8 protein-coding genes and 2 pseudogenes are annotated in these 12,712 nt (G+C 65.8%); 3 read left to right on the top strand and 7 right to left on the bottom strand.

What is annotated here, in order from left to right; genetic code table 11:
- Positions 1-82: 82 nt before the first annotated feature.
- Positions 83-1,312 (top strand): IS4 family transposase, encoded by a 1,230-nt coding sequence (locus tag EP7_RS08960; RefSeq protein ID WP_463527510.1) that lies wholly within the window; start codon positions 83-85, stop codon positions 1,310-1,312.
- A gap of 203 nt (positions 1,313-1,515) precedes the next feature.
- Here the strand turns inward: EP7_RS08960 and EP7_RS08955 are convergent, their stop codons facing one another.
- Positions 1,516-3,492, bottom strand: a complete 1,977-nt coding sequence (locus EP7_RS08955; RefSeq protein ID WP_463527509.1) for a hypothetical protein — start codon at positions 3,490-3,492, stop codon at positions 1,516-1,518.
- 1,792 nt (positions 3,493-5,284) lie between these two features.
- A pseudogene (locus EP7_RS08950) lies at positions 5,285-6,160 on the bottom strand (recombinase family protein); the annotation flags it as partial.
- Between the two features lie 312 nt (positions 6,161-6,472).
- On the opposite strand from EP7_RS08950, the pseudogene EP7_RS08945 reads away from it, so the two are divergent.
- A pseudogene (locus EP7_RS08945) lies at positions 6,473-6,933 on the top strand (IS3 family transposase); the annotation flags it as partial.
- 170 nt (positions 6,934-7,103) lie between these two features.
- Here the strand turns inward: EP7_RS08945 and EP7_RS08940 are convergent.
- Entirely contained in the window at positions 7,104-8,213 is a 1,110-nt protein-coding gene (locus EP7_RS08940) for a redoxin domain-containing protein (RefSeq protein WP_463527508.1), read from the bottom strand.
- A gap of 278 nt (positions 8,214-8,491) precedes the next feature.
- Between EP7_RS08940 and adhP the strand changes: the two genes are divergently transcribed.
- Positions 8,492-9,508, top strand: coding sequence for an alcohol dehydrogenase AdhP (adhP, locus tag EP7_RS08935; protein ID WP_463528386.1), 1,017 nt, complete (start codon positions 8,492-8,494; stop codon positions 9,506-9,508).
- 9 nt (positions 9,509-9,517) lie between these two features.
- On the opposite strand, the gene EP7_RS08930 is transcribed toward adhP, so the two are convergent.
- The 4 genes from EP7_RS08930 to EP7_RS08915 are packed head-to-tail and all read right to left on the bottom strand — an operon-like array spanning position 9,518 to position 12,643.
- On the bottom strand, positions 9,518-10,201 hold the full coding sequence (locus EP7_RS08930; protein ID WP_463527507.1) for an RraA family protein: 684 nt from the start codon (positions 10,199-10,201) through the stop codon (positions 9,518-9,520).
- 4 nt (positions 10,202-10,205) lie between these two features.
- Positions 10,206-10,604 carry a RidA family protein gene (locus EP7_RS08925; protein WP_463527506.1) on the bottom strand — a complete coding sequence of 133 codons (399 nt, stop codon included), beginning with the start codon at positions 10,602-10,604 and terminating at the stop codon, positions 10,206-10,208.
- A gap of 51 nt (positions 10,605-10,655) precedes the next feature.
- Positions 10,656-11,534, bottom strand: a complete 879-nt coding sequence (locus tag EP7_RS08920) for an amidohydrolase family protein (protein ID WP_463527505.1) — start codon at positions 11,532-11,534, stop codon at positions 10,656-10,658.
- Positions 11,531-12,643 (bottom strand): mandelate racemase/muconate lactonizing enzyme family protein, encoded by a 1,113-nt coding sequence (locus tag EP7_RS08915; RefSeq protein ID WP_463527504.1) that lies wholly within the window; start codon positions 12,641-12,643, stop codon positions 11,531-11,533. Before EP7_RS08915 ends, EP7_RS08920 begins: the two co-directional genes overlap by 4 nt.
- Positions 12,644-12,712 lie beyond the last annotated feature (69 nt).

Here is a 12,712-nt window from a genome sequence, read left to right as displayed (position 1 = left end):
CCGGTTTTGCGCATGCGGCCGTCACCCGATTTGATCGATTTCCTCTTGCGCCACCGCCGCCTCTCCGTCAGAATTGTCGGGCATGGGCACTCCCGATGAGCTCCGGAACCTCGCCGGGCTGAAGATTCTCGGTCGGATCCGGCCGCTCTTCGCCCATCTCCACGACCACGCTTGTCACCGCGACAAGGCCAAGAATCGCACGCTTCACCTCGATCAGCTCGCCTCGCTGGTCACCCTGGCCATGTTCAATCCCGTCGCTCGCAGCTTGCGGGCGCTCTCGCAGGTCAGCGACCTGGGACACGTCCGCAAGCGGTTCGGCGTCGCCCACGCCGCGACCGGATCGCTCTCCGAGGCCGCGCGACTCTTCGATCCCGAGGCGCTCGCGGGCGTCATCGCCGAGTTGGCCGGAGAGGTCCGTGGCGTCGCCAAGGACCCCCGACTGGCCGCGTTGAAGAACCCGCTGACGGCCGTCGACGGCACCCTGCTGAAGGCCCTGCCGAGGATGGTCGAGTCGGCCTGGCTGGACAGCAGGCACGGCACGCCGCGGCATGCCTGGCGGCTTCACGTCCACTTCGACGTCGACCGCTCGGTCCCCGCCCGCGTCGAGCTGACCGGTCCGGCCAACTCGGGCGACTCCGACGAGAAGGCCGTGCTCCGCAAGTCTGCCGAGGCCGGGCGCACCTACGTCATGGACCGCTGGTTCGGCCAGTTCACCCTCTTCAACGCGATCGTGCATGCCAAGAGTGATTATGTCTGCCGAATCCGCGACAACAGCCGGGTGGAGGTCGTCGAGTCCCGACCCCTGACCGACGAGGCCATCGCCGCCGGGGTCGCCTCCGACTCGATCGTCAGTCTCGGCCTGTCGTCGGCCGTCGCCCGGCGTCCCGGCCACGCCACGCGGCTGGTCGCGGTGAAAACGCAGCCGCACGAGAAGCGAGGCGGCCGCAAGGGCAAGACCGCGGGCCCCTCCAGCGACGGCGAACTGCTGCTGGCGACGAACCTCGCGGACGTGCCGGAAGCGATCATCGCATTGATCTATCGTTACCGGTGGACGATCGAGATCTTCTTCCGGTTCTTCAAGCAAACGCTGGGCTGCAACCACCTGCTCTGGGAGCATCCCAAGGGGATCCTGCTGGAGACGTACTGCGCGATCATCGCCTGCCTGCTGATCAATCATTCGACGGGCCGCAAGCCGGCGCGTCGAACCTACGAGATGCTCTGCTACGACTTCCTGGGCCTGGCGAGCCTGGAGGAGATGACGGCCCACCTGGCGAAGCTGGCGGCCCGGGAATCCGCCCCGCCCAAGCCCTGAATCGTCCCCACCGCCCCCCCTTCGCCGGGTCGCGTGGCGGTCGACGCTGCGCGTCGCGAAGGCCCGATTGCCGCGACCGGATCGGAATAAGCAGAGTTCGTCCGCGTTTCGAGGCCGGCACCGGCCTCGAACCATCACGGCCCAGGCTCAGCATGCCCGGTGCCGAACACGATTGGAATGTCCCCTTTTCCCCTCCGTCTGGTCTAGGGCGACGGAACGGGAGCGGGTCCACGGCGAGTCCGGAGCAGGCACACCGCGACTCCGAGGATGAATACGGCGCTCACGAGCAGCCCCAGGCGGACGATCTTGGGGCGATATAAGAACCGAATCGTATGTCGGCCGGTTTCCATACGAGCGGAAATCAAGCCCTGGTGAGGGGAAAGCTCGAATGGCCCCTCGACGACCCAGCCCCGCGACCAATTCCGATTCAGAACCACACGGCCCGGACTAGCCGCCTTGACCTCGACCGTCACCGAATTCGGGCTCCAATCGAGCAAGGCCACTTCGTCTCCACCTTCGCCGTTTCCGGTCCGATCCGGCAGGAAATAGAGTTCGCCTCGATAATCCGGATCTTCGCGCGGGGTGACTTTGATCGGGATCGGGAGGGCCTCGTCCGCCCGCAGGACGCAATAGTTCGCGAGCATCGCGGCGGTCTGCCCTCGCTCTCCCCTCCGCACGGTCATGATCGAAGGGAGTCTGGATGCGATGGGTGGACGAGGCTCGGGGAATGCGCCTTCGAGGCTGTGACGACCCACCATGAAAGAATCGACAAGGGCGATCGCAACGAGCAGACTCGCCAGGCCGTATCGCCTGCGACGTCTCTGGAGCGTCGAGGGACTCGCTTCCTCATCTGCATCCACAAGCGTCCCTTTTTGCGACAAGAGCTTGTCAAGGACCATGCTGGCGAGCATACAGGCGGCGAAGGTGCATGGAATCAGGAACCGACCTGGCGCCCGCATGCTGTTCAGGACGGGGAGGCGATGAAGGAGCGTCCAGGGTGCGAACGGGGCGAAGTTTCCCGCGGCGATCACGAAGCAGCAAGCTCCGGCGACCATCCAGGGCCATGCCTCGCGGAGGACGAATGGGGAGACGGCGATCAGGATCAGAGCCAGCGGGCCGATGTAGGAGCCGTACTCCTCCCAGCCAAACCCTTGGATCGGATAGTACATCTGGAGGCTGCGCTGCTCCCGGCCCGCGAAAACCCTAACCACGAAGGAAGGCATATCCCACTTCGATGGTATCGACCGTGGTCCCGAGCCGACGCTCGCGGCGTTCGTAAGCTCGGCCGACGCTTTCTGATTGGCCGCCGGCGTCTCCGGGATGGGAGCGGGTCCCTCGCCCAGTAGGAGGCTCTTGTACCGAGTCCACATGGTCCCCCCCACCACGTCGCGGGTCCGCCCTTCGGGGTCTATGTTGCTCAACCTGGGGACTTCACGAACCAACTCATAAGCAGGCATCAACTTCACGGCCGCGAGGCCCAGGAAGCAGGTCCAGAGAAGCCCAAGGGAGAGCAATGGGCGGATCGAGCGATCCTGAACCGACCACGCCAGAGACAGCAGGCCGGTCAGCGCCGCGGCGCCTATGAGAACGAAGACCCCGCCCTGAAACGCCATCAGTGTCAAAAGCAAGCTGCCGACCAAAGCACGGGACGGGCACGTCCTCGCCAGTTGCAAGCAGCCGACGACCCAGGGGAGATAGACTGCGCAGAGGAAGCAGAAATGACCGGCTTGAATCCGTAGCGACAGCCAAGTCGAGAACATGAGCGTCCCCGCGAAATAAATCGAGGAGATTCGGGACAATCGAAACTGCCTGGCGCACCAGTAGGCCCCCCCGAGTCCGACGGCGTAATGGGCCACGATTTTCAGACGGATCGCGACCAGCGGACCGAAGACCAGGTCAAGGACGAACCAGGGGTCGGGGACGGGCGTTTGCGGGTTCGCCATCAGCGGCATCCCGCCCAGGCACCAGGGGTTCCATAGCGGCACCTCCCGGAACTCGACGATGCTTCGGTAGATGCTGATGTTATGGAAGTAGAAGATTTCCCAGTCGTGAAATCCCCAGTTGCTGAAGTGGTGAAGCACGTCGCCGCAAAACAAGGCGGCGACGGCCAACACAATCGAGGCCCCGAGGCCGACGGTCAAGAAATGACTGGATGCGACACGTCCCCTAAGAGCCTTCACTCGGGATTCTCCGGGGTAGATCGTTGCGACCCACGAATCTGCTTTCCTGAATTGATTCAACGACGAAATCGAGCATTGCCGACTTTGGAACAAAAGACAAGCTTCAAGATGATTCGCACCAATCATTTGAGCACTCAGAGTCTATCCGGTAATAATCTTCGGTTTTCTCGGGTATCTGTAGGGGATCGCCTCGGCGGGATCGGGCTTCAAGAGCCTGAGCATGCGATGGATCGAGCAGACCTTGATCATCGCCTCGCTCGACTCGACGGACCACTCGTAGTCCCGGCTGTTCCGCTCTGTACCGGCCGATCCAGGCGAAGGTCCGCTCCACCACCCAGCGGCGATGCAGCAGCACGAACCCCTTGGCCCCGGCCGGGCGGCACACCACCTCGATCACGTAGCCCGCCTTCGCCCGCTTCATCCAACCGTTCAGGGCGTGGTTGTGGTACTTGCCGTAGGCCCAGACCTTCCCCAGCCGGGTGCGATGCTCGGCTGCCCGAGGCCGAGCGGTCGGAGTTCAGCCTGACGCCGAAGCAGATGCTCTATGCCCAGCGGGCGGATCTGGTCCGCATCGAGGCAGTGAAGGACGGGGAGGGGCGGATCACGGCGGCCTTCGCCGAGGTCCATTTGAAGGACTCCCGAGGCAACGCCTCCACCGATCCCTACGTCTTCCCGGCGTTCTGCCGCCCGCTTGAGGAAGGCATGGTCTACACGCTCGACCCGTGTCCCAACGAGTGGTACGCCTACTGATGCGGCCAGGTGGTGGAGGGGCTCCGCTCCGGTCAGCCCAATGTGCTCTATAACCGCCTGGTCGATTCACTGCATCGAGGCCCATCGCCAGGAGTGGCCGACCCGGCTGATGTGCCGGGTCTTGGAGGCCTCCACCGGCGGCTACTACCGGTGGCGAGGCCGCACAGCCCCTGCCCGCCAGGCATGGGGCGAGGCCCTGATCCAGGAGATCGAGTCGATCCACTGCACCACCGACTCGAATCACGATCGACCCATCGCCGAGAATGTGGTGGATCGCCAGTTCGCACCGGAGGCTCCCAACCGGATCTGGACCGCCGAGATAGTCTGAACGCAAATGACAAAAACGGACGTTCTCGCTTCCGGGGTTGGTCGGGAAGACGTACCGGATCTCGATCTCGTCCCCGGTGACGACGACCCGATCGATCAGCAATTCGACCAACTGCCGCTTCTCCTCGAAGCACACGCCCCGAAGGCCCGATGAGACGCGTTCCCTGAAGGCCTCGAGGGAGGCCGCCACCCCCGCCATCTCGTCGAGGCGGATGCCCTCCCCGGTGAGGCAAGCTTCCTGCTGTTCCAGTGCCGCCTTCCGTTGGCCGATCTCGGCTCGCCGTCTCCGGTATTCCGCGAGCGGGATCACACCTCCCAAGTACGCCTCCGTGAGGCGCTCGAGTTGCTGATCCAGGCCGGCCAATCCGCGTCGCAAGCCCTCCCGGCGTGCATGGAATTCCTGCGGCAGCCAGCTACCGCCCGCCGCACGGTGGAAGGCATGGGAGAGGGTCGCGGGATGGCCAATCAGGTCGCAGAGGTCTTGCCAGACCAGCTCATCCAGGGCCTTGGCCCGGATGAACTTCGTGGCACAGTAGACACCGGTCCTCCGGCGTACCTGGGAGTTCTTCCCGGTGCAGATGTAGTAAGAATGGCACGGTGCGACGTGGCGAGCCTGACAGGCCAGGCCACACGTGCCGCAGCTGACCAGGGCTCGCAATAGATATGTCTGGGCCTTGTTGTTCCGGGCGGAGAACGACCTGTTGGCGTCCAGCTTGACCCGAGTCTGATCAAATTGCTCCTGTGTAACGACTGCCGAGACGACCCCCACCGTGATCCATTCCTCGGGCGGGAGCAATTCGGCGGTCTTCTGGGGCTTGCCGATCGGGTGGGTCGCGGAACGACGGACCCGGGGGACTCGGTAGCGGCTCCGCCCGGCGTAGATCCGTCCGGTGTAGACGGGGTTGGTCAGGACCCCACGCACCGACGCGATGCCCCAGAACGGCTTGCCCGTCGGCGAGGTGACGCCCATCTCGTGGAGGTGGTTGACCAGGCCGAGCAGGGTGCGGCGGCCCTGCAGGTACCAGGCGAACATCTCGGCCACGACCGCCGCCTCGGCCGGGTCGAGGTACACGCCCGAGGGGTCGCGGGGCCGGTCGGCCGCCATCCGGTACCCATAGGGGGCCCGGGTCCAGGGGAGCATCTTGCCGGCCCGGAATTGGCGTTGCCGGCCGCGCCTGGTGCGCTCGGCGATCAGGGCCCGCTCGTACTCGGCGACCGCGCCGCGTATCTGGAGCAGGAGCTGGTCGTGCGGGTCCTGGGACATCGGCCGGTCGAGGAACTCGACGCGGCAGCCGCTCTTCTGCAGCTCCTCGATGAGGAGGACTTGATGGACATAGTTTCGCGCGAGCCGATCCGGGTCGGTGACGAGGATCTTGTCGAACGAGGCCGTGGCGGCCCGGTCGCGGAGGCGGTCGAGCCCGGGCCGTTTGAGGGCGGCCCCGCTGTAGCCGTCGTCACGGAAGACATCCGCCGCGGGCAACTCCCAGCCTTGGACCTTGGCGTGGCCACTCAGCCTCTCGATCTGCTGGTCGATGGTCTGAGTCTGGGCCTGTCGTTGTGTCGAGACGCGCACATAGATCGCGACTTTCATCGACGTCCTCCGGCGTGTTAATCGATGGCGACGGGGCCGACGCGAGGGGCTGCCCTGATGCGGGCACGGTCATGGCCCAGTCCAGGAGCAATTGGTAGGCGCGGTCCCATCGCCGTTGCCCGTCCGGATGGGGCTCGAGTCGGCGGGTGACCCGCCAGTCGTGTCTCATGATCCCCTCCCCGAGGTGGTGTACCTCGGAGAGAGGATAAAGGGCCCACCGAGAGCCCGGTTGGCTCAGCGGGAAAGGCGCGGTTTCGGCGCCATCCGGACGGTGCGGCTCAGGCAAAACTTGTCATTTGCGATTAGACCATCGATATCACCTACATCCCGACTCGCCAGGGGTGGCTCTACCTGGCCGCCGTGGAGGATCTCTTCTCGCGGCAGATCGTCGGCTGGTCGATGAGTGAGCGGGGCGACACAGCCGGTTGGTCGTCGAGGCCCTGGAGATGGCGGTCTCGCGACGCCTGCCGGGGAGGGACCTGGTGGCCCACACCGACCGGGGCAGCCAGTACGCCAGTGAGCACTCGCAGCGGCTGCTCACCAGCCAGGGGATCACCTGCAGCATGAGTCGTCGAGCCAACTGCTGGGTTAACGCACCGATGGAGTCGTTCTTCGCCAGCCTGAAGAAGGAGTTGGTCCACGGCGAGGACGATGCCACGAGAGCAGAAGCGAGGTCGAGCCTCTTCGAGTACATCGAGGTGTTCTACAACCGCGTCCGGCGCCATTCGACGCTGGGCTACATGTCACCGATTGAGTACGAACGTGCGGGATAATCGTTAACTCGGCGCTCGCCATTCGTGGGGAGGTTCAGAGGGAGAGGGGCGACCTGCCGCGGCACCAGGAATTGCCCGCGGCTGGGCAGGGACGAGGGGCGAAGACATCATCGTCGTTCGCCCTTGTTGCGATCGATGCTCCGTCCCGGGTATCGATCTCGGCGGATCGCTCAGTAGGTTCGCCCAAGCTGCCCGACGATGGCCCGCTTCAGTTCGAGCGCATCGAAGGCCCCGGCCTTCTGGTAGACCACCTTGCCGCCGGGCGCGATGAGGAGGGTGTAGGGGCCGGAACCCGTCCACTCCTTGTCGATCGCATCGACGATCGTCTCGCGGTCGGATCCCTGGAACAGATAGTTCCTGGCCGACGCGTGGTTTTTGCGCAGCACCTTCAGCGTCTCGTCTCGCTTCTCGGGCCCGTCCAGGCTGAGGGTCGCCATCTCGAACGGCCGGCCACGGTACATCCGGTTGATGGTGACCAGGTCGTCGAGAATGGCGACGGCCGGCTGGCTCTCAGACGACCAGACGCCGAGGAGCAGATACTTCTTGGAGTCGTTGGCCAGCAGCTTCGAGACGGCCGCCGCATCGGCCGACTTCAGTTCGACCGGCTCGGCGTCCCACTTCGCGATCGCCTTGAGCGTGTCGGCCCGCTTGTCGGACCACTTGGTCGAGCAGCCCTGCACGCGGGTCGTCGCCACCGGGACCGGCTTGCCGGCCAGCAGCGCATTCACGGCGTTGATCGTGTCGTGAGAGGTCGGCGGCTTCACCTCCTCGTCGTCGAACCGGCCCTGGAAGCGGAGCTTGCGGTCCTTGTCGAAGATGAAGATGTGGGGGGTCGCCAGCACCCCGTAGGCCTTGGCGGTCTCCTGCGTCTCGCCGTCGTAGAGATAGGGATAGTTGTAGTTGCCGTCCTTGGCCCTGAGCTTCATCTCATCGAACGAGTCGCCGAGGTCGGAGTAGCCCAACTCGGCGAGGCTGACGGCCTTCGGATCATTGGGCGAGATGGCGACGACGGCCACGCCTTTGTCCTTGTAGTCCGCGACGAGCCTCGCCACACGCGCCTCGTAGGCCTGCGCGGTCGGGCAGTGGTTGCACGTGAAGCAGACGACCAGGACCTTCGCTGCGGCGTATTCGCCGAGCTTGTGGTCCTTGCCGTCGACGCCTGGAAGCTTGAACTCGGGGGCCTTGGCCCCGATGGCGAGAGGCACAGGGTCGTGGCCGAATGCGGCCGGGGGCCCGAGGAGGGCCAGGGCGGGCAGGGTCGCGGCTAGAAATCGTCTCATCGCCGGTTCTCCCGATCGGGTTGTCGAGCCTGGGGCAGGTCCGTGATCCCGTAGTATCGGGCTGACGGCCGACCTTGCCAAGATGCTGGACGAGCCGCTCGCCCTTCACGATCTCCGTCCCATCCCCTCTCGCAGTCTGTTGTGCCGCCTGTCCCGGACGCCTAGAATTGAGGCGGCAAGGGCGACTCGTTCATCGTCCTGATCGTCTCGGCCTGGGGCCGGCGCGGTCCCCATCTCGAATCTGGGGGGGGCGATCGATGGCGACGACGAAGACGATGATGAAGGCGGCCGTATCCCGCGAACTCGGCAAGCCGCTCGTGATCGAGGAGGTCCCCGTCCCGGAACCGGGGGCCGGCGAGATCCTCGTCAAGGTCGAGGCTGCCGGCGTCTGCCACACCGACCTGCACGCCGTCGAGGGCGACTGGCCGGTCAAGCCGAGGCCCCCGTTCATCCCCGGCCACGAGGGGGTCGGCTTCGTCGCCGCGGTCGGCTCGGGCGTGCATCATATCAAGGAAGGCGACCGCGTCGGGGTCCCCTGGCTCTACACCGCTTGCGGGCACTGCGAGCATTGCTGGGGTGGCTGGGAGACGCTCTGCGAGGCGCAGAAGAACACCGGCTACTCCGTCAATGGAAGCTTCGCCGAGTATCTCCTGGCGGACCCCGACTACGTCGGCCACCTGCCCGACAACGTCAGCTTCGTCGATATCGCCCCGATCCTCTGCGCCGGAGTGACGGTCTACAAGGGCCTGAAGATGACCGACGCCAAACCCGGCGAGTGGATGGTCATCTCCGGCGTCGGCGGCCTGGGTCATCTCGCGGTGCAATATGCCAAGGTGATGGGCTATCAGGTCGCCGCGGTCGACGTGGGCCAGGACAAGCTCGACCTCGCGCGACGCCTCGGCGCGACGGTTGTCGTCGACGCCCGTGAGACCGATCCCGCGGCCTATCTCAAGAAGGAGATCGGCGGGGCCCACGGCGTCCTCGTTACGGCTGCTTCCGCCGGGGCGTTCCGCCAGGCGATCGGCATGGTCCGGCGCGGCGGCACGATCGTCCTGAACGGCCTGCCCGCCGGCGACTTCCCCCTGCCCATCTTCGACGTCGTCCTCGCCGGCATCACGGTACGGGGCTCCATCGTCGGCACCCGGCTCGATCTCCGCGAGGCCCTGGACTTTGCCGGCGCGGGCAAGGTCAAGGCCACGGTGACCACCGACACATTGGAGAACGTCAACGACGTCTTCGACCGGATGCGCGCCGGAACGATCGAGGGCCGTGTCGTCCTCGACCTCCATTCCTGAGCACGCGGTTCAGAGGACGCCGTACTCGTCGAAGACGTCGCGCAGCGTGCGCCCCTTCAGCAACTCGCGCCGGGTGGCGCTCTCGGCCGTGATCTTCTCGCCGGCCAGCCGGATCACCTCGTCCTCGACTTCGCGGGGGATCACCACCACGCCGTCGTAGTCGGCGAAGACCAACTCCCCCGGCCGCACGAGCACCCCGCCGCATCGCACCGGCACATCGTAGGCCATCACCCGGCCGCGTCCCTTGCTGTCCAGCGGCCGGATGCCCGCGGCGAAGACGGGGAAGCTCATCGACATGATCTGACGACAATCGCGCACCATGCTGTCGCAGATGCAGCCGGCCGCCCCGTTGCGCTTGGCCAGGGTGCTCATCAGCTCGCCCCAGGGGGCATTCGTCCAGCCCGGATCGCTGGAGTGCACCGCGACGTCTCCGGGCCCCAGCGAGTCCATCGCGTCGATCTCCAGGCCGTAGGGATCGGCCTCCACCACGTAGTCGGTTTCCATCCAGCGAAACGTCCGGGCACGGCCCACGATCGTGCAGCAGGCGGGATCCAGCGGCCTGAGGCGCTGATGCATCGCCCGGTCGCGATGCCCCAGGTCGTCCAGGATGTCGCAGACGGCCGGGACGTGCAGGTTCTCCCGGATCCAGGCCAGGCGGCCCCGGTCGTCGGCGAATGTGTCGGGCGCGGTCATCGGCTCAGGCCTCCTTCGAGCGACCAGCATAGGCCACCACGTCGACCTCGTATTTCACGAAGTCCGCCAGGCAACCGACCAGCGAGGTGCGGGCCGGGTACGGCTCCGCGAAGTATTCGCGGAAGATCCGGTTGTGCGCGTCCCAGTCGGCCTTGCTGTTGAGGTAGCAGCGCACCTGCACGACCCTGCTGAAATCCAGGCCGGCCGCGGCAAGAATTTTGCCGATATTCTCATAAGTTCGCCGGGCCTCGTTCTCGAACGTGTCGTGGACGATCTCATTATCGACGGTCGACGCCTGGCCCGAGACGAATACGAAGTCGCCCGCGCGGATGGCCGGGGAGTACGGCAGTGGGCCGACGGGGGCCCCTGGAACCCGGATCGCCTGGATATCTTCGTGGCTCATGGGAAACTCAACCCTCTCGGATCAAAAGAGAGGAACCCGAGATCATGTCGATCAGAATCGGTGACGACTTGCCGCATTCGCACGTCGCGGATCGGGCAGGTCGAGCAGCGTCAGGGAGTCGCGGTAGATCATCTCCTCGATCCGCTCGCGGGGAATCTGGAACCGGTCGATCTTGATGTCGCACAGGCTTCGAAGGCCGGCCAGGCTCTCGGCCACCGTCGTGATGGGGGAGTCTGTTCCGAACAGGATCTTGCCCCAGACCCCGTATTCCTGGACGAGCATCAGGGAGTGGAAAAGCTGCCAGGGGCGATAGAACAAGGCACTCACGTCGGCATACAGGTTGGCGTGCTTGCGGATCACGGCGATGGTCTCCCCCTCGTAGGGGTGACCAAGGTGCGCCAGAATCATTTTCACGTGCGGGAACCGGATCGCCACCGTGTCCAGGTGCCGCGGCAGCGTGCACTCGATGGGCGCGTTGGAGACGAAGGTCGTCCCGGTATGCAGCAGCACCGGCAGGCTGTGGTCGGTGGCGTACTTCCAGAGCGGGTCGAGGCGTTCATCCTGGGGCATGAAGCCCGCGTACATGGGCATCAGCTTGATGCCGCAGAACCCGAACCGCTCGCGCCCCTCGCGCATCTCGTCCTCCCAGCCGGGCTGGGTCGGGTCGAGCGACATGAACCCGAGCAGCCGGTCGGGAGCCTTCGCCACGTAATCGGCCACGTCCGAGTCGTCCACCCAGATCCCGCCGAGGCGTGCCTTGCCGCCGAAGACGACCGCCAGCACGTCCTCGCCGGCGGTGCTGTCGCGATAGTCTTCGTAGCAATTCACCGGCTCGACCGCGTCGGCTCGCATGCGCCGGGAGTCGGCCAGGAACGAGGCGGAGAAGCAATCCCGGCGCGGCCAGGCGTGCGTGTGCACGTCGACGATCATGCCCCGCCTCCGTCAACCGGCTCGACCCCGAACCCGAGCCCCGTCGGCACCACCACCCCGCCGTCGCGGAATACGATCGGCGGCGTCACGTACGATTTCGCGTAGAAGAGCGCACCCATCAGGTCGCAGGCATAGGTCTCGGTGGGGAACGCGGACAGGCTCGCCGCCAGGACGGCCATCGCCGCCTGGCCCAGGTCGGTCTCCAGGTTCGACCCGATTGCGCACGCCTTGCCCGCCGCCTGGGCCCGCCTGGCCATCGCCAGCGAGTGGCTGAATCCGCCGTTCTTGCCGGGATAGATCGACAGGATGTCGAACGCGTCCAGGTCGATCGCCTCTTCCAGGTGCCCCGGCGTGAACACCGCCTCGTCGGCCAGGATGGGCACGTTCACTCGCTTCTTCACTTCGGCAAGCATCCCGATCCGGTCCCTCGGCGTCGGCTGCTCGGCCAGGGCCAGGTTGAACGGAAGCAGCTCCTCGATGGCCCGTACGGCGATGTCCGCCGTGGCGTAGCCCCCGTTGGCGTCGATGGTGAAGATCGGGTCGGGCCCCAGCCGTTCGCGGACCGCCCTCAGCCGAGCCACGTCGTCCAGGCCGGGCTTGCCCGTCTTGAACTTGAGGGTGCGAACCCCCTTCTCCCAGAACTCGACCGCCAGCCTCACCGTCTCCTCGGGCGGATAGACCCCGATGCTCGCGCGGCTGGGAATCCACTCCTTGGGCGTCCGGTCGGCGATCAGGCTCGAGACCGAGACCCCCTTCTGCCGGGCCCAGAGGTCCCAGAGCGCGATGTCGAGCGCCGCCTTGGCGAACCCATTCGCGTGCAGCTCGCGGTCGAGCACCGCCAGCGCCTCGGCCGGCTCGCCGAAGGTCGCCCCGACGATCTTGGGCGCGATGAACTCATCGAGCATCCACTTGGCCGTCTCGGCCGATTCCCCACTCCAGATCGGCGCGGTGGTCGCCTCGCCGTAGCCCTTCAGGCCGTCGTCGCCGGTGACCGTCACGGTCACATATCTCGACGCCACGTGCCGGCCCAGAAACGAGATGATCGCGCCTTCGCTGCGCACCGGATGGTCGACGACGCGTGCTTCGATCCGCTGGATTCGGAGGCTCATCATGAGTTCTCGGAGGCAACAGGCGTGTCCCCCGCCCCTGGCTCGGCTCGTGCCGGACGAAGGCGGGGG

It is taken from the genome of Isosphaeraceae bacterium EP7 (genome assembly GCA_038400315.1).
Taxonomy (GTDB): Bacteria; Planctomycetota; Planctomycetia; order Isosphaerales; family Isosphaeraceae; genus EP7.
This window is presented reverse-complemented; position numbering and strand designations above follow the sequence as displayed.